The sequence below is a fragment of the Streptomyces sp. TP-A0874 genome, from assembly GCF_001748085.1.
Lineage (GTDB): Bacteria > Actinomycetota > Actinomycetes > Streptomycetales > Streptomycetaceae > Streptomyces.
This window is the reverse complement of the sequence record NZ_BBZK01000009.1, coordinates 269,066-293,168: the sequence shown is the minus strand read 5'-3', so window position 1 is coordinate 293,168 and position 24,103 is coordinate 269,066. Positions and strand designations below refer to the sequence as shown.

Sequence of the window (24,103 nt, the reverse complement as noted above, 5' to 3'; positions counted from 1 at the left end):
CGCAGCACCTCCCCGGGCCACCTCCGGCCACGGAAGCCCGGAGCCCGCCCGTACCGGCAGGCCTCCGCCCGCGCCACGGCGGCGGTCGTGATTCTTCCCGCGCGGCACCACGGCTTACGATGAGGCCATGACTGCTACGCCCGCCCGCCGCGTCCTGCTCGCCGCTCCTCGGGGCTACTGCGCCGGCGTGGACCGCGCCGTAATCGCCGTGGAGAAGGCGCTGGAGCAGTACGGCGCGCCGATCTACGTACGCAAGGAGATCGTCCACAACAAGTACGTCGTCAAGACCCTGGAGAAGAAGGGCGCGATCTTCGTCGAGGAGACGGAGGAGGTGCCCGAGGGCTCCATCGTGATCTTCTCGGCGCACGGGGTCGCCCCCGTCGTCCACGAGGAGGCGGCGACTCGCCGGCTCGCCACGATCGACGCCACCTGCCCGCTGGTGACCAAGGTCCACAAGGAGGCCGTCCGCTTCGCCAAGGAGGACTACGACATCCTCCTGATCGGTCACGAGGGGCACGAGGAGGTCATCGGCACCAGCGGTGAGGCGCCCGACCACATCACGCTCGTCGACGGCCCCGAGGACGTGAAGAACGTCCAGGTGCGGGACCCCGAGAAGGTGGTGTGGCTCTCCCAGACCACGCTCTCCGTCGACGAGACCATGGAGACCGTGGACGCGCTCACCGACCGCTTCCCCAAGCTCATCAGCCCGCCGAGCGACGACATCTGCTACGCCACGCAGAACCGGCAGACCGCCGTCAAGCAGATCGCGGCGGACTCGGACCTGATGATCGTCGTCGGCTCCCGGAACTCCTCCAACTCCGTACGGCTCGTGGAGGTCGCCCTCGGCGCCGGGGCCAAGGCCGGCCACCTCGTGGACAGCGCCGACGAGATCGACGAGGCCTGGCTGGAAGGCGTGTCGACGATCGGCATCAGCTCCGGGGCGTCGGTGCCCGAGGTGCTCGTCGAGGGCGTCCTGGAGTGGCTGGCTGAGCGGGGCTTCGACGACGTCGAGGTGGTCCAGCCGATGGAGGAGAGCATCACGTTCTCCCTGCCCAAGGAGCTCCGGCGGGACCTGCGGGCCGAGGCCGGACGCCTCTCCGAGTAACTGGTCCGCCCGGCTCTCCGAGCAACTGGTGCGGAGGCAGGGCGCTGCCTCGGGGCGACGGCGGATGCCGGCCCCGAGGCCCTCCCGCCGGAGGCCGCGGAAGCGGGGGCGTGGTCAGGAACTGCGGCGCCGGCGGCCGGCCCGGTCGGCGAGCAGCAGCAGCTTCCGCACGCCGACGACGAAACCCGCCAGCAGCGTTCCGACGTACAACCAGCCCGCGCTCACGGCGAGGCCGGTGAACAGGTTCATCAGACGGCCGCCCAGGCCGGTCCCGCCGGTGAGGGCGAGCAGCCCCACCGTGTACGCGATCGGTGCCGCCACCGGTGCCGCGATCAGCTCGGTGCACCGCACCCACAGGGCGCAGCCGACCGAGGCGAGCAGGAAGACCACGCCGTAGCCGACGGTGGAGCCGTCGAGCAGGAACCGGTCCACCGCGGCGGCCAGCAGCATCGCCATCGAGGCCAGCACCCCGCAGCCGAATCCGGTGAAGCGCGGGCCGGGCATCTGCCGCAGCCAGTGGAGCCGGGGCGGTGGGGCGGTCGGCTGTGCTGCCGCCACGCGCCGCCGTCTGGCGCGGTAGATGGCCGAGGCCTCGCAGGAGGCGGTCAGCTCCTGGAGCGCCTCCGGGCTGAGGTCGGGGGTGCGGCCGGCGTCCTCGGAGCCGCCGCGCGTGGGGCGGGGCAGCGGGGCGGTCCGGCGGACGCTGCGTTGGGCCAGGCGCGAGATCGGTGTGCTCGGTTGCTCCACAGGACCAACGTAGATCCGGAGACTGACGGGCCCCGGTACGAGACACGCCGCGGGCACTCCTATGGAGACGCGTTCGAGTGATGGTCCCAAAGAGGTGGTCCGGCGGAGCCCCGTAGACTGGGAGCCGTTCCGTCATCCCCGGTGGAACAGACCTCGGATGGCCGGCCCTGGACCAGGGACCGCCACCGCACACCACACCACTCGTTCCGGGAAGTCGCCACGTGTCGCTCACGATCGGTATCGTCGGTCTGCCCAATGTCGGCAAATCGACCCTGTTCAACGCCCTGACCAAGAACGACGTGCTCGCGGCCAACTACCCGTTCGCCACCATCGAGCCCAACGTCGGCGTGGTGGGTGTGCCGGACGCCCGCCTCGACAAGCTCGCCGAGATCTTCGGTTCCCAGCGCAAGCTGCCGGCCACCGTCGACTTCGTCGACATCGCGGGCATCGTGCGCGGTGCCTCGGAGGGGGAGGGGCTGGGCAACAAGTTCCTCGCGAACATCCGGGAGTCCGACGCCATCTGCCAGGTCATCCGGGCCTTCCAGGACGAGAACGTCGTCCACGTCGACGGCAAGGTCTCGCCGCAGAGCGACATCGAGACGATCAACACCGAGCTGATCCTCGCCGACCTCCAGTCGATCGAGAAGGCGCTGCCGCGGCTCCAGAAGGAGTCCCGCCTCCAGAAGGAGAAGCTCCAGGTCGTCGCCGCGGCCGAGGCGGCGCAGGAGATCCTCGAGGCGGGCCGGACCCTCTTCTCGGCCGGCATCCACCGGGCCACCGAGCAGGGCAGGCTCCTCCACGAGCTGCACCTCCTCACCGTCAAGCCCTTCCTCTACGTCTTCAACGTCGACGAGGAGGAACTCGTCGACGAGGACTTCAAGGAAGAGCAGCGCAAACTGGTCGCCCCGGCGGAGGCCATCTTCCTCAACGCCAAGATCGAGTCCGAGCTGATCGAGCTGGAGGACGACGAGGCGCTCGAACTCCTCCAGTCGATGGGACAGGAGGAGCCGGGCCTGGCCACCCTGAGCCGGGTCGGTTTCGACACCCTGGGTCTCCAGACCTACCTCACGGCCGGCCCCAAGGAGGCCCGCGCCTGGACGATCAAGAAGGGCGCCACCGCCCCGGAGGCGGCCGGGGTGATCCACACCGACTTCCAGAAGGGCTTCATCAAGGCCGAGGTCATCTCCTACGAGGACCTCCTGGAGTGCGGTTCGGTGCAGGAGGCCCGCGCCAGGGGCAAGGCCCGGATGGAGGGCAAGGACTACGTGATGCGGGACGGCGACGTCGTGGAGTTCCGCTTCAACGTCTGATACGTCCGGCGAAAGGCCGTCTGACCTGCGACGGAGCGGGTTGGGCGGCCTTTGCGGTCCGCACAGAGTCCGCAGCGTGCTGGATGAGTCCGGCACGCGGAGGAGCGGTTACTCCGCTTCGTCGACCTGTGGCCGGGCATCGGCGGACTGGTCCGCGTACGCCTTGTCGACGGCGGCCCGAGTCCGCTCCTCGGAGTCGGGCCACAGATGGGTGATACGCCTATGGAGGGCGCTACGTCCTCAGACTTGACAAGCACGCCCTCCGGTCAGGCGGCTGGACCCGAGGCTGTCTGGCCACCCGTCGCGGTCCCCGGACGGGGGACGGTCCCGCGCGGGGACTGCCGCGACGGGGACAGGGCCGAGCCAGGGTCTCCGCACGAGGGCCCGGGGGCGGAAACGGTCCTCTCACCGGGACCGTCCCACGGGGTCGGGCCCGGGGGACCCGACACCTGTCGATGGGCAAGAGGCGCAGGTCCGCAGTGGAGAGGGAGCATCATCCAGTCGCGCTCGGCGTTGCCTCGAGCGTGGCCGATCGTTGACCAGTCGTGACCGTGCAACCTGTGGCCTTACGCGCACAGCGTCGTTAGGGTCCACTAGGATCATCTCTCGTAACGTACCAGAACTGCGGTTCGATCCGAGGGGTATCCCGAATCTACGGATTCACACGGGGCACTGGCGAACTGCACGTCGCGCACTGGGTTTTTGGGCGGCCAACTGGCCTGATCTACCTTGATCAGCTGGCGTTCCCCGTGATCTCCTGGTGCTCGTCGTTCTCGCCGGTGTGGAGGTGTGTGCTGTGGAGCAGGAGTCGCAGTACTACGGCGTTCCCCTGGAGCGGAGCGACTACCTACCCTTGGAGCGGCACGAGCACAGTTGTTCGCCCGAGGACTTCGCGCAGTGGTTGGAAGGTTACGGTAAGGACCGTCGGCTGGCTGTGGACCTGTTCTCGGGTGCCGGCGGACTCAGCCTCGGGCTCCAGCGAGCCGGATGGACCACCGCTGCAGCAGTCGACATGGACGAGCGGGCTCTGGAGACTCACGCTGCGAACTTCCCGGGTATGAGTCTGCACATGGATCTCGGCAAGCCGGAGGAACGGGACAGGCTGGAGCAGATCCTGGAACCTGCGAAGGGGCGTATCGATCTGGTTGCGGGAGGTCCTCCCTGCCAGCCGTTCAGCCGCGCGGGCAGGTACAAGATCCGTCACTTGGTCAAGTACCACGGTCGTGATCCCGAGGACCTTCGCAAGGAACTCTGGCGTGCGTACCTCGACGTCATACGGCGCATCCGTCCCCGTGCCGTCCTCATGGAGAACGTTCCGGACATGGGGCTCGGTGACGACTTCTTCGTCATCCGGATGATCGAGCAACAGTTGGAGGATGTCGGCTACGCCACCCAGGTTCGCCTCGTCGACGCGTGGAAGTACCGTGTCCCACAGCACCGCAAGCGGCTCATACTCCTGGCCCGAAACGATGTCGAGCAGTTCGACTGGCAGCCGGAGATCAGCGAGAAGGAGCGGACCACGCTTCAGGATGCCATCGGCGACCTCCCCAAGATCCACGTCGAGCCGAAAGAGCGTGTGGGCGAACGCGTGACGCCGTACACGACGCCTGCGGAGAAGCAGTCCTGGTTCGCAGCGAGCATGCGCTCTGAGGTCGAGCCCGAAGAAGAGGGCATCATCCACGACCACATGACCCGTCGTGTGCGTCAGGACGACTTCGAGGCTTTCCAGAACATGACCTCGAAGACCTCGTACCCCGAACTGTCCGAGGAGCACCGGCGGTACAGCACCAAGCACTTCACCGACAAGTACAAGAAGCTGGACTGGGACAACCTCAGCCGGTCGATCACCGCGCACATCGCCAAGGACGGTTACTGGTACATCCACCCCGACCAGAACCGGACACTGACCGTCCGTGAGGCCGCGCGCGTTCAGACCTTCCCGGATCACTTCCGGTTCGCTGGCACACGCAGCGACGCGTTCCGGCAGATCGGGAACGCCGTACCTCCCGTGCTCGGCGCGGCCGCTGCTGAGGTGCTGTCACCTGTGAGCGATGGGGAGTCGGCCAGGACTCCTCTTCGGCCGAAGTGGCGCACGGCACGGGAGGAGTTGACGGCCTGGGCCGAGGCTCGCAGGCAGGGCCCCGACTGGTACCAACTGCCGACACTCTCCTCTGTGCAGGCGGCGGTCGGGGCGGTGCTGTCCGGCGCCAAGGTCAACCCCGACCAGCTACGCGCGATGATGGAGGGTCTGGACGGGGCCGAGAAGCTTACCCGATCCGCGTTGAAGGAACTGATCGCTGCTGCGCCAACATCCTCTGCCAGGGGACGTCTCGACCGGCTTACCGACATCGCTGGTAAGCGCAGCATCTGGGCTGAGGACAGTCGACGCGACGTGCCCGAACAGATCGGCATGAAGCCGGCCGAGAAGTCGCTTTATCTGCTGCTGATCAACGAGGACCTCCTCTGGGTGGGGCAGGGAGCGCTGCGCGTCGCGGCCCGTCTCCATGGCAACAAGTCGGACCGCACCAACCGCCTGAGTGACGGCCGGGTCAATCTGGTGAAGCTGGTCGGCGCGGAGACGAACGCACCACTCCGCATGGCGGCCCTGAGGCTCATCGGGAACACGGTGTGCACCGCCACAAAGCCCCTGTGTGATCAGTGCCCTCTCAACCGGTACTGCGCCGGACGGGAGAACGTTGCGGAGGACTTGTTCGCGAACGGCCTCATCGGGACCGAGGCCCGTCCTTCGTTGCCGGCCCAGTCCGCGGGCCATGAGCCGCAGCGCACTGCTCAAGGATCCTGAGCGCGGCCGTCACCGGGTCCTTCCGGACCTCGCACTCCCAGACGCGGAGCACCGTCCATCCGGCGGCCTCGGCCGCCTCGGTGTTCCGTCGGTCCCTCTCCTTGTTCGCGGCGATCTTGGCGGTCCATCGGTCGGCGTTCGGGCCGCGGAACCCGGCGGCGCCGTGCACGGGGCAGCCGTGCCAGAAGCAGCCGTCGACGAACACCGCGACGTGGTGCCGGGGCAGGACGAAGTCGGCTGTGCACCGCGGGGCCACTTTCCTGTGGAGGCGGAACCGGAGGCCGGCTCGGTGAACAGCCCTGCGCAGGGCGACCTCCGGCCCTGTGTCGCGCACGCGACGGCCTCGGAGGTGTGCTCCGGCGGTGGTAGCCACCCACTGCCGGTCCTCCGTCGTTCCTGCCGTCTTTTCGGCCATGCTCCACACCCGCCTGTACGCGCCTCCGGGAGGCAGCCTGCCACACTCGTCCCATGCTCCGGGAACCCGCCGAACTCCGTATCGATGACCGAGGCCGCGCTGAACTGCCACTCGGCATCCTCACCGAGGTCGGCATCGCGCCGGGTACTGATGCGATGGCGTTCAGCGATGGGGACGGCCGGATTGTGATCCGTCGGCTCGCCGACGCGGTCAACGACTTGGTGGAGGTGGGGCACTCTCTGACATTCGCCGTCCGTTTCCTGTACGTCGTCCTGCCGGGTTGAAGCCCAGCCGCAGAGCCTCGCTCCGCGCGTGAAGGGCTTGGAGGGCCTGGTTCTCCGGAACCTCCTCTCCGCTCTCGAGGCGTCGGCCGACGGCGGCGGCGAGCTGCCGTTGCCAGGGTTCGAGCTTCCGTGTCTCCTTGGCCCAGCGGGCGATCGCGTTCCACTCGTCGGCAGGTACGGAGAGGATCTCGTCGGCGTTCCCCTTGACCTTCTCGGTTCCACCCGCCAGGGCGGTCTCGTCAAGCGGAGTGTCACGCAGCTCCTCTTCCAGGGCGGTGGGCACAGTCCAGCCCACCCGGGACACGGCGTCCCAACAGGCGGCCTTCTTGGCCCACTCCCCGACGTGGTTGCCAACCAGCGGATGCATGACAGCCGCCATCACCCGGGGCACGAGGCTGTCGACGGCGTCCCTGAGCACGTCCGAGACGTCCTGCTCCCGCCAGATGCGATCCAGGTCGAGGCGCTGCCCGGTGGCCAGTGAGAGGCGCGCGACGGTGTACGTGGTGACGAGGCTCTTGTTACTGGCCGCCCCGTGGCCGGCGGCCACCCTGTCGACGGCCTTGAAGAGGATCGCCATGGCGATCACGCGCTGGCAGTACTGCACGTCCACCCGGGGAGGAGCCTCGTCGATCCGCAGCATCAGCTCGACGAAGTTCTTCTGTGCACCGCGGCTCACCAGGTACGGCAGCTGGCACCAGGAGTGCACGAACTTGGCCAGGTCCGCCTTGGTGAACTTCTGCCGGGTCGGGTTGAGCTTCTTGAACGCCTTCTGCCTCGGCACTGTCCGGGCCTCAGCCATTGCGTCGGTGTACTGGCCGCGGGCCCGCTCATAGAACCAGTGGGTCTCCTGTCCGCTGCCGTCCGTGGCTGGGGCCCAGAGCGAGCGGGTGATCCGCTGGACGGCAACGTGGTACTCGTGGTTGGAGCTGAAGTCCACCTGAGTGACGCGGTTCTGGGTGTTGGAGTACTCGGAGATCATCGGGACGATTTCGGTGAGACGCTCCGGTGCGACCTGGGTCAGCTTCATCTGGACGCGGATTTCGGACAGGTCCGCGTGATCCCGCCTCCTGGCGTAGTGCAGGGAGGCCGTCGTCTGTCCACCGTTGACGATCTGCAGGCCGTGCACCCGGGCGATGTGGGTGGGCAGGCCGTCCGAACCTGTGACGAACTCCACCTGGGAGGCCGTCGCGGTGATCCCGTTGTTGTACGCCAGGAAGCGTCCGGGCGCGTGCAGGATGGTCTCCCGGATACCGCGGTTCACAGCGCCCCGGGCCTGCAGGAAGGAACGGACGTTCAGCTCCAGCAGACGGGTGCCGTGCTCGGCGTAGAGCGCGGCGAGGATCTCGCCCGGTATAACGGCGAGCACAACCGAGTGGTCCGCCTCCGAACTGGGTGCCGAGACACAGGGCAGCGGCGGCGTGAAGGACACAACGATGGGATCGGCGACGGCGCCGGACGTCTCGTGCCGGTACAGTCGGGCCAGGTCCCACACCTCGTGGGTGACCGGGGTCCCCTGGAACTCGGCGGGCGGAAACTCCGTGGCGGTGGCGACCCTGTTGCTGAACAGGAAGAGCCTGATCCCTCGGACCTCGGTGAGGGCCTTCTCCACCGCGACACACATGTCATGGGCGTCGTGGGACTCGTCCACGTGCAGTGCAAGTCCGTCCCGGCATCTGCGGGCGAAGGTCAACAGACGCCGGAAGGCCGCTTCCACCTGGGACCTGGTGAGCTTGGTCTCCAGCGGCTCGGCCTTGAAGTCCGTGACGAAGAGGTCAAGACAGTCATGCGAGTCGCCCAGAGCGTAGCCGTGGATCTCGTGGCCACGCGCCCCGTGGTGGGCGGCGAACGTGTTGCTCAGCACCCCCGCCACCTCGAGGTCGAACAGCACCCTGTCGGTGAACGTGTCCGGAGCGTTGCCGGACTCGGCATCCGCCGACGCGTAGACGTCAGCGAGCAAAGCGCGGGAGTACTCGGCAAGGTCCTGGTCACTCATCGCTCTCGCCCATAAGTCTTTTCACCTCTTCGTCCGGGACGCGATAGGCGTCCAGTCCGGTGAGCGACACCTGGTACGTGCAGTCGCTCACCCCTTCTGGCAGGTCCGAGTCGGCAAGCCGTGGAAACCCCTCCCGGACCTGCCAGAAGCAGGTCTCCCGCGGTACGTACCGGGGTTCGTTGTACAGCCCCTGATGGGTGGGCAGATAGCCCGCCTGTATCAGCAACCGGTCCAGGCTCGCCCTGGCCGGTGCCTGGGTGAGCCGTTCTCGCAGGCTCCGCACCCGAGCGTTGAGACTCTCACCGGAGCCACCCCGTCGTTCGTCGAGGACGGCCAGGCAGAGTAGAAGCCGCGGCACACCGGTGTCGTCCAGCTGCCTCTCGCTCGCCACTCGGATTGACCGCGGCTGTTTGGCCGCGCTGCTCTTCACCTCTATCGCCAGCCACGGCAGTTGGAAGTCCTGGTTCGTGCCTGTCGGCCCGGTCCACGACTCCACCGCGGTCACCTCGGGAAGTGCGTCCAGGACGCGCTCCAGCACGACCAGCTCGCCGTAGAGGCCCCGTCGGGCCTCGGCCCGTAGGCCGTCCCGGCCGACGGTACGCAGGAGTTCCTGCCACCGCTCGAATCGGTCCACCGTGGCCGTGAGCGCTTCCTTCGGCGTCCCGGCCGCCCTGGCCGTCTCGGCCACGTCCGTGACGAGCGGGTTGAACACCTCCCGGAGATCTCCGGCGGTGAGTACAACCTGGAGTTCGTACTCCAGGCGGGACAGGGCGCTCAGCTGAAGTTCGATGCCGGCCGTTCTCCTCAGCCGCCCCACCGCGCGCACCACGTGGTCGACGGCGTCGGTGCCAGCCCTGAGAACAAGCATGCGTTCCCGGGAGGGATAGGACACGGCCAGGAGGACCTCGAGGGGAGCGTCGGGGTACAGGAGGCGGCTGGAGCGGCCCGGGGTGGAATGGGGGCTCTCCAGCTCCTGCCAGTCGTTCTCGGTGACCGTCATACCCCGCTCTCCTCCTCTTCCTCCTCCTCATCGGTGAAGAGGGCGGCTTCTTCGAGGAAGACGCTGTTGGCCACGTACTCGATCTTCGCGTTGCGGAGTGACTTCGGCAGACTGACCTGGAAGCCGATCAGTGGCAGGCTCTGGCCCTTGACCTTGATCGGGTAGATCAGCAGCGCACCCTGGGTCGGCGAGCGGTGGGCTCGGATGTCCGCTCCTGCGGGCACCTCCGGGGCCTTCCTGTCCTGCTCCGCCGCCCGCTCCTTCGTGTCCTCCAGGGCAGCCGTCCACTGCGCATCGGTGAGTCCGAGCTTTTCGTCCTTCGGGCTGAGGACGCGGCGGATCGTGTACCGGCCCTCGCCGGAGGACGCCGTCGGGTGCGGCGACCGGGTCACGGGGCCGACGCGGCGGCCCGCGATCTTGACCGGGTCCTCGCTCGCCTTACCCACCAGTTTCACCGACCAGTTGGCGAGTTCGCCTCCTCTGGCACACTGGTCGATGTACTTGGCGATGAGGTTGGGACGGACCCGGAACGCCTTGCGGTCCGTTTCGTAGGCGTACAGGAACTCGGAGACGGCCTCCGGGGGAGCTCCCTCCCAGACAACGCTGCCGCCGTCCTCCGACGGCTTGCTGTCCATGGTCTCGTCGAGATGCCGTACAAGCGACTCGAGTGCCTTCAGGTTACCGCTGACGGTTCCCCGCGAGAGGTTGAAGATCGTGGTCTCCGGGCCCTCCCCGGAGTAACTGATCAGCACCTTCTTGCCGTTGTGCATCTTGTTCCGCGCGGTGACCAGCAGGCCCAGGGACGAGGTCCTGACCTTGAGCCCGAACTCGCGCGGCGTCATGCCCCGGGTCGCCATCTCCTCCATCTCGCGCCGGAGTTCGTCGAGCACCTCGGTGACCTCCGCGTACGCCTCCTCGACCTCGGGCGTGGTGTAGAGGCGGCACAGGTCCTCATAGCCGGGGCGATAACCGAACCACCGGCCCATCTGGAGCAGGGAGTCGTACGTGTTGGCCCAGCGCAGGTAGTAACTGACCGTGAGCCCCTCGAGGGTGAGACCACGGGACAGCTTCTGCCCGCCGACCGCGATGACGGACAGCCCGGTGTCACGGTGGTCGAAGTATTCAAGGGCGTCCTGAGAGGAGCCGTTGACCACCTTTACCTGGATCTTCCGGGCGGCGTCGAGCAGCTCGGCCGACACTTCCTCCCAGGTCAGTCGCTTCGCTTCGTCCTCTGCGAAGTGCTTGGTGGTGACGGCGAAGTCGCTCTCCCAGAGTGCCTGCAGATCGGCCATGACCTTCGGGCCCTGGCCGTGCCGGTCACGCAGTGAGTCGACGAGGAGGTGCAGGTGGTCCTCGACCTGCTCTCGGACGTGGTTCTGGACGGCCGTGAACCGGGTCACGTGAACCAGCATCGAGTTGTGGACCTTCTCCTGCCCCCTCGCCCTGCGGGCAGCACAGGCGAGAAGGAAGGACGCGATGGCAGTGCGGAGAGACTGGGGGATGTCCCCCTTGGGGCGTTCGCTGCCCCTGTGGCGGATACGCAGCCACGGCTCCGCGTCAAGGACGGGGCGGACCAACGGCAGTGGCTCGACGTCGTCCTCGTACTCGTCGTCGGAGTTGAGGCCGAACACCCTCTCCGGGCCCAGATAGTTGGTGGGTGCCCGCAGAGTCCGGATGAAGCTCTCGGGGAACAGGTCGTCGCCGATGTCGTCGCGCTTCGCGTCGGGGTCGATGTAGATGTTCGCGAAGGGGGTCGCCGTGTAGCCCACGTACGCCGCCCTGTCGAAGCTGACGAGCAGGTCCCGGATGGCCTTGTTGGTCTTCGTAGGGTCCGCGTCCGGTTCCTTCTTCGTGTTGATCGACGCGTTGTCAGCCTCGTCGTCAATGACGAGCAGGGGCACGTCGTAGACCTTCCGACGGCCGTTATCCTCCTCCCTGCCCTGGACGTCGACGACCCACCTGCGCAGGTAGTCCAGGATCCGCCAGTGTTTCTTGACGACCAGCACGACCGGGAAACTGCCGAGGGGGAAGTTGATGGTACTGCTCGCCGCCTTGCCGAAGTCGCCCTTCTCGGAGCTGTTCGTGGGCGAGGCAATGTCGAGCTTCCTGCCCAACGGCATCAGGCCGGCGCCCATGGCACGGAAGTTGCCTGCCACGTTGGACCGCATCTGGTGCTGCGTGTCGAAGCCCAGGAGGCCCTCGTCTATGCGCAGCTGCGTCTGGCTCCGCAGGTCATTGTGCACACCGGCGAGTACGACTATGAGCCTGTAGCCAGCGTCGACCGCCTTGGCTCCGAGGCCGATGTACTGGCCGGTCTTTCCGGACTGGACCTGGCCGACGACCAGACCCTTCCGAAGCCAGGGCCCCTGGCGACGTGGATCCTCGAGCTGTCCCAGCACCTCGTCCGTTGTCTGGTCCAAGCGACGGACCACCGAGGAGGGCAGCTCGAGGACGTCCTCCATGTACCAGCGGTAGCGCTCCCAGAAGTCCCAGTCCCGGTCGTTCTTCGCCTCCGGAAGCCAGGGAATGTGGCCCTCATTGTTCACAAGTCCCAGAGCCCCTGCCTGGAAGACGGCGAACATCGCCTTCATCTCTTGGTGCAACCGCTCCCGGTCGAGGTCCTCCCCGCGCATGGTGAGCATGCCGTACGCGACGTCGACGGCCTCCTGCAGTTCCTCAGGACTGGGCTGCCGGTTGCCCGGCAGGTAGCTGCGTACGAGGCGCTTGGCCTTCGCCGGGACATCGTCGGTGGTTGAAGTCACGGACGGACCTCCAACTGGTCGGAGAGTGAGGACGGGAAGGCCGGCACGCGCGCTCCGTGCACAACCGAGGCACGCTTTCTACAGGACATGATGGGTCAGTTGCTCCAGAACCCCTGCAACTGGTCAAACGGTGCTATGGTCCTCAGCCGTTCGCGGGCCGCGGACGGTGAACGGCCGCCCGACACCAGCGACTCGTAGATTCGCTGCGCGACCTCGACCGCCTGATCGTCGGCAGGGCCGGCACCACCGAATGGCTCAGGGTCGTCACAGGCGTCGGTCTCGTGCATCACGCGCAGGGTGGTAACCGGAACCGTCTCCTCGAGAAGGCGAACCAGAGCGTGCACGTCCTCGGTACGGGCACCGCCTGGCCGAAGAACCGCCTGGACCAGCGGGTGCGAGCGGTTGATCCTGCAGACCAGTCGGCCGTCGGGGCGGCGGACGGACCACACATGGACCATGGGGTCACCGTGTGTACGTGCGGCCACCTTGCCCCGGTACCTCAGCACGTCCGCGGCCCTACCGCGCGCGTTACGGGCGATCCGGTGCAGGTGCGGTCGCAGGGACACCGGTGGCACCACGTTTGCCTTGCGGACGTCGACACCCCACTCGGCATCAGACTCGGCAGGAATGTCCACCGCGATGCGGGCGAGGTTGTACTTCTCCTCCCGGCGCATCCTGGGGAGGCCGAGCCAGTCGCCCGCGAGGATCAGCCGGTTGCGCCGGTACACGTAGAAACCCTGCTGGTCCAACCAGCCCTGAGGCCCTGCGGCCCGGTCGTACTCCTCGGCCGAGAGACGATGTGCTCCGGGCAGCACGAAGCCCTCCACCCGCACGAGTCCCCCGATGCCCGCAGAGAGTTCCTCGGCGGACAGGGGCTGAACCGAGGGGTGCGCGCTCATGAACGGGTCCCACGGTTCTACTGGAGTTCCCGACACCCTGAGGTTCCGTCGGCCCCGGCCGGTCAGGAAGCGCGCGAACACCATGGCCAGGTGCGCCTCGGTGCTGCTGGCCTCGGCGTAGAACTGCCTCTGCGTCGCCTCGTCGTCGGCCACGACGTCGTCAGCGTGGTACCCGTTGAGACGTTGCCACAGCACGACGGTGCCGCTGTCGCCCTTCGGACGGATTCTCCGGAGCACGCTCTCCGTCTCGTTGTCGGTCTCCCTCAGCAGACGCCACTCGCCATGGCGCTCGACGGCGTCGAGGTCCCACACCCTGACGTGCTCTTGGCCGCCCTTTCTGGACAACACGGTCAACTGGCGCGCCTGCGAGAAGGACGCCGACTTCAGACCGACGCCGAACCGCCCGAGATCGGATGCCGACCGTGGCGTGTGTGCCCCCCGCGCGGCCACGGTCATGGCCGTGACCAGCTCGTCCTGGTCCATGGCCCGCCCGTCGTCGACCACGGCGATCCAGGAATCCCTGCCCCTCCAGGCGAACTCCACGTCGACGTTGCGGGCTTTCGCTGAGATGCTGTTGTCCACGAGGTCGGCGATGGCGGCAGGCAGGGAGTAGCCCAGCGAGCTCAGCGAGGCCACCATGCCAGCAGGCTCGGGGGCCGCGATGTCGTACCTCATGTTGCCCCCCGGCACCGGCCCTTTTCCTGGTCCTGGAACGACGTACAAGGAACGCAACGGCCGTTGGACACAATCGCGGTCAGCGGTTTGCCGCCTGCGGTCCCCAACCGTCGGCTCGCTCTTGGACCCCAAGTAGAGAGCGATGTTACGCCATGGCCGATGCCCCGCCAGTACGGCGACCATCACGCTCTCACCTTCGTTGAGCTGTTTCCTCCTCGCTGGCAGCTCCTGCCCCGGTCATGTGCGCAGATCAGCGACGACTCCAGTGAGGGCAGGGTGTCGGATGTCAGCAGAACTCACTGATGACCAGACGATTTGCTGATGTGTGCTCGCCATCATGAGACATGATCCCGGAGTTCGATGTGGACGTCAGCACTCACTACGACCGGGCCGCGCTTCTCACCGACCTGAGCACGGAAGTCGTGGCCCGAGGCTTCACCGACCATGACGAATACCAGTGCCTCGGACTGCCCAGCTGGCGTGATGCCGAAGAATGCCTGGAGGAAGAAGCCGTCCTGATCGATCGTGCCGTGCAGAACGCAGCCCCGGACGGAATCGAAGCTGTCCTCGATGATCTGAGGGACGACGTTAGCTACGTTGAACTGATGGCATACACGTTCCGTTGGAACGATGTCGGGGTTGCGGGCTCAGTCTCGCGCTCAGCGCCGCCCGAGTGGACACCTTCTACTGCTCGTGACCGAGGTCCCTCCAATTGGACTCTTGTGCGTGGTGTCGATATCAGGGGGCTTCGTGACGGGCGTTGTTCTTGGCTTGGCCTACCGGGGGCTCGTTCCTCCAGTCCTACCTCGTGTCAGGCGGCCCTCCCGTGATCTCGCGGCGCGGTTTCACTATCGTCTTGGTGTCCGCCGCCGGAGCCGTCACCACACTCCTCGTTGGGCGCGTCATCAACGCCGTGTCCGCGGACTCCCGTTGGCTCGGATGGTTCCAGCAGAATGCAAGGCTGTCCTTCGTGTTGCTGGAAGGGCTACTGGTGGCCAGGTCCGTCACTGTGGCCGCACTCTCCGAGCGCCACGAACCTGCGCCTTCAGCGGGGCGGGCCGACCCCAGTCCGGTACTTCACCCGGCGCCGAACCCCTCGGTGCCGCCCAGGTCCTCCGCCCCCTTCCCCGCGACGCTGCGGCCTTCACCGACCGCACCGCGAAACTCGAGGCGCTGGGCAGCTCCGTCAGGGAGGCGGAGGAGCAGAACCACCCCCTCCCCGTCTACGTCATCGAACGGCATGGCCGGCGTCGGAAAGTCCGCCTTCGCCGCGGACGCTGCCCACCTCATGGTGGGCCGGTTCCCCGACGGCTAACTCGTCAACCTCAACGGTCACACCACCGGCCGGAGTCCGGTCCAGGCCGGTGAGACGCTCGCCTCGCTGCTCGCGGCGGCCGGGGTGCCAGTCGGGCAGATTCCGACCGGAGGTGATGTCGGTGCGGTCACCGAGGCGCGGGGGCGATGTGGCGGACACGGTTGTCCGGGAGGCGGGCGTTGCTCATCCTCGACAACGCGGCCAGTCAACGGCAGTTGGAGCCGCTCCTGCCGGGTGGTCCGAAAAGCATGGTGCTGGTGACGGATCGGAAGCGGCTTGCGGCGAGTGAGGAGGTCGTGATGCCGGTGGCGGCGCAGCCGCCTGATCATGCGGCCGAGTTGTTCGTGCGGCTCAGCGGACGGCCGGCGGAGTCCTTCCACCGCGGCGTGGTCCAGGAGCTTGTCGAGCTGTGTGGCTTCCTGCCCCTGCTGATCTCCCTGTTGTCGGCCCGGTTGAGGCACCGCTCGTCGTGGACTCTGAAGATTTACGGGGGCCCGGTCGCTGCCCGGGACCGGTTGGCCGAGCTGTGGGCCGGGGAGCGGGCGGTGGCTGCCGCCATCGAGCTGTCGTATCAGGATTTGGCCCCGGAACGCAGGGTCAATGCGTGTAGTCGATCTGTCCGGTTGATCATCGGGACTGCTGCATGATCGGGTGACAGCGGGGTTTATGCAGCCAGGGCTGCGGCTGGGGTCTTGATGGTCTCGTACTCGAGGGGGGTCAATCGGGCCAGGCGTTTCTGGCGCCGGCGTCGGTGGTAGGTGCGCTCGATCCAGGTCACGATCGCGATCCGCAACTCCTGGCGGGTGGCCCAGGGGCGGCGGTCGAGGACGTTGTTCTGCAGTAGCGCGAAGAAGCTGTCCATGGCCGCGTTGTCGCCGGCGGCACCGACTCTCCCCATCGATCCGATCATGCTGTGACGTGCGAGAACGACGACGAATTTCCGTGAGCGGAATTGGGTGAGTTCAACCGGTCGATGCAACACCGGGTTGTTGAAGTGAGCGTAGCTGCTCTTCGAAGACTTCGGCGGGAGTCTTCCAGCCGAGGACCTTGCGGGGCCGGTTGTTGAGTGCGTATGCGATGGCTTCGAGGTCCTCGGCGGACCACCGGGACAGGTCTGTGCCTTTTGTGAAGTACTGTCGTAGCAGCCCGTTGGTGTTCTCGTTCGTTGGTCGCTGCCAGGGCGAGTGCGGGTCGGCGAAGAACACCCTGGTCCCGCTCTCCAAGGCGAACTGGGCATGGCCGGAGAGCTCCTTCCCGCGGTCCCAGGTGAGGGTCCTGCGTAGTTGCCCGGGCAGCTTGGTCATCGCCTCCGTCAGGGCCGCGTTCATCGCCGTGGCCCCGTATCCGCCGAGCGCTGGCCCGTTCTTGACGTACGGCTTGTCGCCCCAGCCCTCCAGCCGCGGCAGATGGACCAGGAGCGTGGAGCGGCTGCTGCGCTCGACGAGCGTGCCGATCGCCGACCTGCCTGTCCCGATGATCAAGTCGCCCTCCCAATGGCCGGGGACAGCACGGTCGCCGGCCTCGGCCGGTCGCTCGCTGAGCACGACGTCAGTGGTGACGTGGCCCTGCGGCGTGTTCTGGGACCGCGCCCTTGGCTCCCGCAGTGCACGGCCCGTGCGCAGACACGTGACCAGCTCGCGCTTGAGGGCGCCTCGCCCCTCGATGAACAGCGCCTGGTAGATCGCCTCATGACTGATGCGCATGGACTCATGATCTGGGAAGTCGACCCGCAACCGTGAGGCGATCTGCTCCGGACTCCACGCCGTTGCCCACCGCCTGTCCTGGCGACGGGGCTTGTTCAGGCCCTTCCACGGCGGTGTCGCGGGACCGGGAACGACCGTGCCGTTGGGTCGGCGCACGTCACCGGCGAGCCGGTCCTGCACGTACTCACGCAACCAGTCGTTGTCCACCAGCTTGGCCGTCTTCGGGCGCTTCGCAGCCTGCTGTGCCTTCCACTGAGCCACCACGGCACGGTAGACCGGCTTGCCGCCCCTGGTCGCGGCGTTGCGACGCAGCTCACGCGAGATCGTTGACGGGTCGCGCCCGAGCGTGCGGGCGATCTCACGCACGCCCTTGTCCTGGGTTCTGAGCAGGGCGATCTCCTCGCGCTCCTCGAACGTGAGGTATCGGCCCGAGGGCTCGGCCAGCGAGATCGGAGGCATGCCGCCAGCGTGACGAAACCACCTCGTGCCCACCGGCCATGACACGCCGACCGCCAGCGACGCCTCCGCCGTGGTAACCCCCGTGGCGATCAGCTGCCAGAACTGGCGCTGTACGACCCGAGACGGATCAGGCCGCCCCGGCGAACGCATCGCTGGCCGAAGCGCACGATCGGCGCGCCACTGCCGACGCCGCCCCTCCGGAACATCGCTGGTCTTCAAACTCCAGTCCGCCGTGGCCACGTCGCACACCTCCGAGATCGAGGTGTTGCGACGACCGGTTGAATCCACCTTGCGACCCACGGTCGGAATGCACGATGCATCCGGCGACCTGACCGCGACGGGTGACGGCGGATTCCAGGGCCCTCACGGCGAGACCGGACTTCATCCGGGCGTCGATGGAGTAGCTCACGATGCGGCCCGAGTACACGTCCTTGACCGCGCACAGATACAGCTTGCCCTCGCCGGTGGCGTGCTCGGTGATGTCCGTGAGCCACAGCCGATTCGGACCGTCGGCGGTGAAGTCGCGCCTCACCCGGTCGTCGTGGACCGGAGGGCCGGCCTTGGCATTCTTGCCCCGGCCTCTGCGCTTGCCGAACACGCTCCACCAGCGGTTGTCACGGCAGATCTTCCAGGCGGTCCGCTCGGCCATCGGCTCACCGGCCGCATGGGCCTCGTCGGCCAGGAAACGGTGGCCGAACTCCGGGTCGTCGCGGTGCGCGTCGAACAGGGCGTTGGCCCGATACGCCTCGGCCAGCTCGGCATCGGTGACCAGGCAGGCCAGCCACCGGTAGTAGGGCTGGCGGGCCAGATTGAGTACCCGGCACGTCACCGCCACCGGCACCCGGCAAGGGGCATCGGCGGCGGCCAGCTCGCGGACGAGCGGGTACATCATTTTGACGGCAGGTTTGCCTGCGACAAATACGCCGCAGCCCTGCGCAGCACCTCGTTCTCCTGCTCCAGGAGCCGGATGCGCTTGCGGGCCTCTCGCGCAGCTCGGCCGACTCACCCGACACCGGTGCGGGCCCGGCGCCCTCCTCGGCGTCGGCGCGGCGCAGCCACTTCGACAGCGTGATCGGGTGGACGCCGAAGTCGGCGGCAACCGGTTCCAGTGTGACGCCGGGCTCGCGGTTGCGCGCGACCCGCACGACGTCCTCGCGGAACTCCTTCGGATACGGCTCGGGCACTACAACATGCTTCCAGGCCGCCTCTCAGCAAGCCAGGTCAAGTGTCACCTATCCATGCTGCAGTCCCGCGGGGGGTGGCTCTGATTACTGAGGCGCGCTCGCGAGGCATCGAGGGGTGATCAGTGCGCTCGCCGCCATCGAGGTAGTCCACCCCCCGTACGAACAAGTCCCCGCCTGAACTGAGTGCTCTCCGGGCTGCGCGTAGCGCCGGTGTGCGGTGAGGAAGCGAGAACTACCTCGAAGCTGCTGATGGATGCCGGTTCGAACCGGCACAAGTATGCGATCGATGCGGTGGTTGCCGAGGCCAGATACCGGCAGTATCGCCCTGTGGTCATGTTGACCTCCGATACCGATGACATGGTCAAGCTGTGCGGTGATCGCGTCCGGCTCGTGGCGGTGTGATCTCCCTTTTTTCGCCGTGTGTAAGGCCAGTAACCCCGGTCTGCTCCGCCCCGGAAGTAGGGGCATTGTGGCCGTAACCGCACTCCGCGGTCACAAGATACCTTGAGGGTTGATCATGGAGTGTGCGTATGCCACGCCTCACCGAGGAGCGAGATCAGTGAACCTCTTTCATCCTGAATAGTCGCAGGTCAGTAGTACGTGGTTGGCTTGGACGGTGCGGCTGACATGACGTGTGGAGGAGCGTGCTCTGCGCATGATGCGCCAGGACTTGAGTCGGGCGAAGGCACGTTCGCCGGGGGCTCGGAGTCGAGCGTGGTCGCGGTTGAACTGCTGGTAGTGCTCGGGCTGTTCGCTGTGGTGGTGGGGGTGCGGAAGGTGGCGCCGGCGCCCTGGTAGGCGTGGTCTGCCAGCACAAGGATCTGCCGGGTCGGGCAGGCCTGGACGATGCCGTGGGCGCGGGCCGAGGTCAGGTCATGTGTGCGGCCGGGTGTCGCGCGGGAGAACCACAGGGGTGTGCCGTCCGGGCGGGCGATGACCTGCACGTTCATGCCGTGCTTCTTGTGTTTCTGCGAGTAGTACGGCTGATCGGTGCGGACGCGGTCGGTGGGGAGCAGTGTGCCGTCGACGATGACGTGGTCGCCCTCATCGAGGCCGGTGAGGGCTTCGTGGAGAGCTGGGGCCCAGGAAGCCAGCACCTCCAGGGCCTCGTCCACGTAGCGCCAGGCGGTGGCCTGCGATATCGCGAACCCGGCGCCGAGCTGGGCGAACGTCTCGTTCTTGCGCAGGCGGACCAGCGTGAGCAGTGCCTGGTCGAAACAGCCGAGCTTCCGCCAGCGGGTGTCGCGTGCGCGGCGGTGCTCGTACAGCAGCCAGGCAACATGCTCGACGAGCTCATGCGGGACGTCGAGCGTGGCAGGATACGGAACCAACAGGGCCCCTTCGGTCGCCGGTGTGCTGAGTGGAATCACCACGCCAACGACGAGGGGCCCTGCCTCGTCACCACACCCGCTGACCAGCCCATTTCACCCGCCAGCACAGGATGAAAGAGGTTCACTGTTCTTCGTGTTGAGTCGCGGAACGTCCAGGGCTTGTTGAGGCGGACTCCCAGAGGCGATCCGGGTTGGCGCGGTCCCACATGGGGGGCGGATCGGGGATTCGTTGTCACACCAGATGCTGGTGACGTCCGGGCGGACCACACGACCATGCCAGCCAACGCGACCAGCGATGAAACCGCAGGTCAGGACCAGCCCGCGGGCCCGCGGGTGGCGATGGGTCCCTGGTCATCGGAGGGAGCTTTTCTGCCGTGGAAGGTGAGCATCTGCGGAGCGCTCCCTACCGCGCTCACAGGCGCTTGCGTGCCTCGTGGACGAGCATCCACGCCAGGTAGCAGCCGCCGATGACGACGGTCACCACGCCCACCGGCAGGGCCGTGGACAGCGCGTGCTGGGCGGCGTAGTCCGAGGCGCTGAGCAGCAGGGCGCCCAGCAGCGCCGCGGGCGCCAGGGAGAGGCCGGAAGTCTTCGTCAGACGCCGGGCGATCTGCGGAGCGGCCAGTGCCACGAAGGTGATCGGGCCCGCCGCCGCGGAGACCGTCGCGACCAGCGCGACGCCGATCAGCACCAGACCGAGCCGGACCGGTTCCGCCGGGACGCCGAGGGACCGGGCGGCGTCGTCCCCCATCTCGAGTTGCCGGAGCGGTCGGACCAGCTGCCCCAGGAGTACCAGGAGAACGGCCACGGCGAGGCATGCGGTACCGGTCTGCTGCCAGCCGATGCCGTTGAGCGTGCCGGCACCCCAGACCGCGGCCGTCATCGCCACGTCGAGTTCGGCCCTCAGCATCATCCAGGTGTTCAGTGAGGCGAGCATGGCGGACACCGCGATACCGACGACGATCAGACGGAAGCCCTGGAGGCTGCGCCGGGCGGTGAGGAGGAAGACGACCGCCGCGGTGGCCATGCCGCCCACCAGCGCGCCGGCGGCGACCTCCAGGTACGAGCCGCCGATGACGATGATCACGACGAGTGCGCCGGTGTAGGAACCGGTCGAGAAGCCGATGATGTCCGGGCTGGCCAGGAAGTTGCGGGTCAGGGACTGGAAGATCGCGCCGCTGACCGCGAGCGCGGCGCCGAAGACGAGGGCCGCCAGGATGCGGGGCATGCGCCACTCGACGACGACCGTGTGCGCGAAGTCCCCGCCGTCGAAGATGGCGGTGACGACCTGCGGCAGGCTGAGGGTGAAGTCACCGCTGGCCAGGGAGACGAGCGCGACCAGGAGGCAGGCGGCGGCGAGGACCGCGCACACCGCGAGGGTGCGGACGTCGAAGCGGAGGGAGAGGCCGCCGCGCCGCAGCACCACGGTCCGGCGCCCGACGCCCTCCCGCTTCGGCCCGGTCCCGCTCGCGGGCCGCTCCTGCTGCTCGGGGGTGATCACAGTCCGCTGACCTTTCTCCGTCGCATCAGCACGATCAGCACCGGGGCGCCGACGAAGGCGGTCACGATCCCCACCGGGAGTTCGCCCGGCCGCATCACCAGGCGGCCGGCGATGTCCGCCACCAGCAGCACGACGGGGGCGAGCACCGCCGTGTAGGCCAGGATCCAGCGCTGGTCGGGGCCGGTGATCCACCGGGCGATGTGCGGGGTCATGAGACCGAGGAACCCTACCGGGCCGGCGATGGCGGTGGCCCCGCCGGCCAGCAAGGTCACCGCGACGAGCACGATGATCCGGGTGCCGACCACCGGGACACCCAGTGCGGTGGCGATGTCGTCGCCGAGCGCGATGGCGTTCAACCGTCGCGCCGACAGCAGCGCAAGGAGCAGCCCCACCCCCAGGAAGGGCAGTACCGGCACCACCACGTCGAGGCCGCGACCGACGAACGACCCGGCGTTCCAGTTGCGCATCTGCTCGAAGGTCTTCCGGTCGACCAGGGTCATGGTGACGGTGATCCCGCTCAGCACCGCGCTGAGCGCGACCCCCGCCAGCACGAGCCTGACCGGGTCCGCGGGGCCCCGACCGGCTGATCCGATCAGATAGATCGCGGCCGTGACGAGCAGGGCACCGGCGAACGCGAACCAGATGTAGACCGAGACCGAGGCGATCCCGAACATGCCGACCGCCAGGGCGACGGAGAACGCCGCGCCGGCGTTGACGCCGAGGATCCCCGGGTCGGCCAGCGGGTTGCGGGTCAGAGCCTGGATCAGGCCGCCCGCCACACCCAACGCGGCCCCGACCACGAGGCCGACCACCGTCCTGGGCACGCGCAGGTCGCGGACGATCCGGCTGTTCTCCCCGTGAGCCGGGCTGAACAGCGCGTCCCACACGGCCGGGAGGCCGATGTTCTTGGAGCCGACAGCGATGCTGACCAGGGCGACGAGGACCAGCAGGGCTACTGCGAGGAGGAAGCCGACACTGCGGAAGGCGCCGTTCCGGGCGACGCCGGAACCAGGTGACTCGTGGACGTCGCTCTCCGGGACCGGAGGGGAGGTGGTCATCGGCGTGCCGCCCCCTCGTCGGTGGCGTGGTGGGCGGCCACTCGGTGGACACGTGGTCCGGAACTTGCAGGGGCGTCGTCGGTGTTCGCAACCATGTCGCTTCTCGTGCCTGCGGACCGTGGACCGCTCGCAGACGGGGGCCCGGAATGACGAGCGCCCGCCACCCTAGCAGCCATGAGGTAAGCCTCTCCTAACAGTGCCGAAGCGTTGTCAACCCTCCGCGGACGCAGCCCGGCCGAGTGCTGTGCCCGTGTCTCCCGTACGTCTCCGTGCTTTCTGCCGCCCCCGCTGTTGGGGACGCTGCCACCGAGGCGCTGATGAGGTGAGGCTAACCTGAGCGGCATGCGTTCGATTCTCGCCATCTCCCGAGCCCGCCGCTCCGCCGCCCCTCGTCCTCTGCGCGCTCCCCGCGCGACGGCCGCGGTCCTCGTGGGAGCGCTGGCCGTACTGACGGGCTGCTCCTCCTCGCCGGACACCGGCGGCGAGGACGCCGGCAAGGTCGACTCGAAGGGAACCTTCCCGGCCAAGGTCGCCACGAAGTTCGGCGAGGTCGTGATCAAGGAGCAGCCGAAGCGTGTCGTGGCGCTGGGTTGGGGTGACGCGGAGACCGCGCTCGCGCTGGGGGTCCAGCCGGTGGGCGCGAGCGACTGGCTGGAGTTCGGCGGTGAGGGGGTCGGGCCCTGGGCCGAGGGCATGTACGACAAGGCCCCGCAGAAGATCGGCACCCTGGAGCCCGAGTTCGAGAAGATCGCGGCTCTCCAGCCGGACCTCATCCTCGACACCCGCTCCAGTGGGGACCAGAAGCGGTACGACAACCTCAGCAAGATCGCGCCGACGGTCGGTGTGCCGAAGGGCCGCGACTCCTACCGCACCAACTGGGAGCAGCAGGCCGCGATGGTCGCCGACGCCCTGGGCCTGCACGAGGAGGGTCAGGAGCTGATCAAGAAGACGAAGGGCGAGTTCAAGGCCGCCGTCAAGGCCCACCCGGAGTTCAAGGGCAAGACCGTCACCTCGGCCTCGCTCACCAGTGAGGGGTACGGAGCCTACGTCCGCGGCAGTGGCCGGGTGGACTTCCTGGAACGGCTGGGCTTCGAGAACAACCCCGAGGTCGAGAAGAACCCGGGAACCAACTTCTTCACCACCGTCTCCCACGAGAACATCGGCATGTTCGACGCCGACCTGCTGGTCCTGGGCCCCATCGGTGTTCCGTCGTCCAAGGCGACCAAGGACCCGATCTTCCAGGAGATCCCGGCGGTGAAGAAGGGCAACGTCGTCGTCTTCCAGCCCGAGTCGGAGCTGAGCCTGGCCTTCGCCACCGACTCCCCGCTCGCCGTCTCCTACGCGCTGGAGAAGGTGGTCCCCATGTTCAGCGAGGCCCTCAAGAAGTAGCGGCGAGGCCTCGGCGACAGGGGCCGCACCGCAAGAAGCAGGGACCGGTCGGCACGGACCGCCGGCCTTCCATCGCCGCCCCCGGGGGACGCCTTCATCGGCGTCCGCGCCCGGGGGCGGCGCGGTGCTCCTGGTCCCACACCGGGCTCTCGGCAACGACGTCTGTTTCC

General features: G+C 67.7%; 15 protein-coding genes and 4 pseudogenes. 6 read left to right on the top strand and 13 right to left on the bottom strand.

Annotated features, from left to right (window positions below; translation table 11 throughout):
* The first annotated feature begins 127 nt into the window (after nt 1-127).
* Entirely contained in the window at nt 128-1,105 is a 978-nt protein-coding gene (locus BGP73_RS17195) for a 4-hydroxy-3-methylbut-2-enyl diphosphate reductase (protein ID WP_079127612.1), read from the top strand.
* Nucleotides 1,106-1,219: 114 nt separating this feature from the next.
* Here BGP73_RS17195 and BGP73_RS17190 read toward each other — a convergent pair whose 3' ends face one another.
* On the bottom strand, nt 1,220-1,852 hold the full coding sequence (locus tag BGP73_RS17190) for a DUF6542 domain-containing protein (protein ID WP_069815807.1): 633 nt from the start codon (nt 1,850-1,852) through the stop codon (nt 1,220-1,222).
* 221 nt (nt 1,853-2,073) lie between these two features.
* On the opposite strand from BGP73_RS17190, the gene ychF reads away from it, so the two are divergent.
* A complete protein-coding gene (gene ychF, locus BGP73_RS17185) occupies nt 2,074-3,162 on the top strand; it encodes a redox-regulated ATPase YchF (protein ID WP_069815805.1) in 1,089 nt (362 codons plus the stop codon).
* 796 nt (nt 3,163-3,958) lie between these two features.
* Nucleotides 3,959-5,965, top strand: coding sequence for a DNA (cytosine-5-)-methyltransferase (dcm, locus tag BGP73_RS17180; protein WP_069815804.1), 2,007 nt, complete (start codon nt 3,959-3,961; stop codon nt 5,963-5,965).
* Here dcm and BGP73_RS17175 read toward each other — a convergent pair.
* The 5 genes from BGP73_RS17175 to BGP73_RS17155 all read right to left on the bottom strand — a co-directional run bounded on the left by BGP73_RS17175 (nt 5,886) and on the right by BGP73_RS17155 (nt 14,008).
* Entirely contained in the window at nt 5,886-6,380 is a 495-nt protein-coding gene (locus BGP73_RS17175) for a very short patch repair endonuclease (RefSeq protein WP_079127620.1), read from the bottom strand. The two genes, dcm and BGP73_RS17175, sit on opposite strands and share 80 nt — an antisense overlap.
* 210 nt (nt 6,381-6,590) lie before the next feature.
* Nucleotides 6,591-8,657, bottom strand: a complete 2,067-nt coding sequence (locus BGP73_RS17170; protein ID WP_069815800.1) for an AIPR family protein — start codon at nt 8,655-8,657, stop codon at nt 6,591-6,593.
* Nucleotides 8,650-9,657, bottom strand: a complete 1,008-nt coding sequence (locus tag BGP73_RS17165; protein WP_069815798.1) for a PD-(D/E)XK motif protein — start codon at nt 9,655-9,657, stop codon at nt 8,650-8,652. Before BGP73_RS17165 ends, BGP73_RS17170 begins: the two co-directional genes overlap by 8 nt.
* Nucleotides 9,654-12,419, bottom strand: coding sequence for a Z1 domain-containing protein (locus BGP73_RS17160; RefSeq protein ID WP_069815797.1), 2,766 nt, complete (start codon nt 12,417-12,419; stop codon nt 9,654-9,656). The genes BGP73_RS17165 and BGP73_RS17160 overlap by 4 nt, the downstream gene beginning before the upstream one ends.
* A gap of 95 nt (nt 12,420-12,514) precedes the next feature.
* Nucleotides 12,515-14,008 (bottom strand): ATP-binding protein, encoded by a 1,494-nt coding sequence (locus BGP73_RS17155; RefSeq protein WP_244501239.1) that lies wholly within the window; start codon nt 14,006-14,008, stop codon nt 12,515-12,517.
* A gap of 1,479 nt (nt 14,009-15,487) precedes the next feature.
* On the opposite strand from BGP73_RS17155, the gene BGP73_RS17145 reads away from it, so the two are divergent.
* Nucleotides 15,488-15,955, top strand: a complete 468-nt coding sequence (locus BGP73_RS17145) for a hypothetical protein (protein WP_139134579.1) — start codon at nt 15,488-15,490, stop codon at nt 15,953-15,955.
* A gap of 17 nt (nt 15,956-15,972) precedes the next feature.
* Here the strand turns inward: BGP73_RS17145 and BGP73_RS17140 are convergent.
* The 4 genes and pseudogenes from BGP73_RS17140 to BGP73_RS23780 all read right to left on the bottom strand — a co-directional run.
* A pseudogene (locus tag BGP73_RS17140) lies at nt 15,973-16,266 on the bottom strand (IS3 family transposase); the annotation flags it as partial.
* 4 nt (nt 16,267-16,270) lie between these two features.
* Nucleotides 16,271-17,689, bottom strand: coding sequence for an IS30 family transposase (locus tag BGP73_RS17135; protein ID WP_079127609.1), 1,419 nt, complete (start codon nt 17,687-17,689; stop codon nt 16,271-16,273).
* Nucleotides 17,598-18,362, bottom strand: coding sequence for a DDE-type integrase/transposase/recombinase (locus tag BGP73_RS17130; protein ID WP_107474066.1), 765 nt, complete (start codon nt 18,360-18,362; stop codon nt 17,598-17,600). The genes BGP73_RS17135 and BGP73_RS17130 overlap by 92 nt, the downstream gene beginning before the upstream one ends.
* A 103-nt stretch (nt 18,363-18,465) precedes the next feature.
* A pseudogene (locus BGP73_RS23780) lies at nt 18,466-18,654 on the bottom strand (transposase); the annotation flags it as partial.
* A 41-nt stretch (nt 18,655-18,695) separates the two neighbouring features.
* On the opposite strand from BGP73_RS23780, the pseudogene BGP73_RS17125 reads away from it, so the two are divergent.
* Nucleotides 18,696-19,056: pseudogene (locus BGP73_RS17125) on the top strand (DNA-binding protein).
* A gap of 168 nt (nt 19,057-19,224) precedes the next feature.
* Here the strand turns inward: BGP73_RS17125 and BGP73_RS17120 are convergent.
* From BGP73_RS17120 to BGP73_RS17110, 3 genes and pseudogenes are all read right to left on the bottom strand, one after another.
* Nucleotides 19,225-20,027 (bottom strand): annotated as a pseudogene (locus BGP73_RS17120) (transposase family protein).
* A 370-nt stretch (nt 20,028-20,397) separates the two neighbouring features.
* Nucleotides 20,398-21,483, bottom strand: a complete 1,086-nt coding sequence (locus tag BGP73_RS17115; protein WP_069815925.1) for a FecCD family ABC transporter permease — start codon at nt 21,481-21,483, stop codon at nt 20,398-20,400.
* Nucleotides 21,483-22,544, bottom strand: coding sequence for a FecCD family ABC transporter permease (locus tag BGP73_RS17110; RefSeq protein ID WP_079127607.1), 1,062 nt, complete (start codon nt 22,542-22,544; stop codon nt 21,483-21,485). Before BGP73_RS17110 ends, BGP73_RS17115 begins: the two co-directional genes overlap by 1 nt.
* 342 nt (nt 22,545-22,886) lie before the next feature.
* Here BGP73_RS17110 and BGP73_RS17105 point away from each other — a divergent pair, with 342 nt between their 5' ends.
* Nucleotides 22,887-23,933, top strand: a complete 1,047-nt coding sequence (locus tag BGP73_RS17105; protein ID WP_069815789.1) for an iron-siderophore ABC transporter substrate-binding protein — start codon at nt 22,887-22,889, stop codon at nt 23,931-23,933.
* The last annotated feature ends 170 nt before the right edge of the window (nt 23,934-24,103 follow it).

What these genes read in the sequence shown, in the direction of transcription:
- BGP73_RS17195 (WP_079127612.1), top strand. Translation starts at nt 128, where the DNA reads ATGACTGCTACGCCCGCCCGCCGCGTCCTGCTCGCCGCTCCTCGGGGC.
- BGP73_RS17175 (WP_079127620.1), bottom strand. Translation starts at nt 6,380, where the DNA reads ATGGCCGAAAAGACGGCAGGAACGACGGAGGACCGGCAGTGGGTGGCT.
- BGP73_RS17170 (WP_069815800.1), bottom strand. Translation starts at nt 8,657, where the DNA reads ATGAGTGACCAGGACCTTGCCGAGTACTCCCGCGCTTTGCTCGCTGAC.
- BGP73_RS17165 (WP_069815798.1), bottom strand. Translation starts at nt 9,657, where the DNA reads ATGACGGTCACCGAGAACGACTGGCAGGAGCTGGAGAGCCCCCATTCC.
- BGP73_RS17130 (WP_107474066.1), bottom strand. Translation starts at nt 18,362, where the DNA reads ATGATGTACCCGCTCGTCCGCGAGCTGGCCGCCGCCGATGCCCCTTGC.
- BGP73_RS17110 (WP_079127607.1), bottom strand. Translation starts at nt 22,544, where the DNA reads ATGACCACCTCCCCTCCGGTCCCGGAGAGCGACGTCCACGAGTCACCT.
- BGP73_RS17105 (WP_069815789.1), top strand. Translation starts at nt 22,887, where the DNA reads ATGCGTTCGATTCTCGCCATCTCCCGAGCCCGCCGCTCCGCCGCCCCT.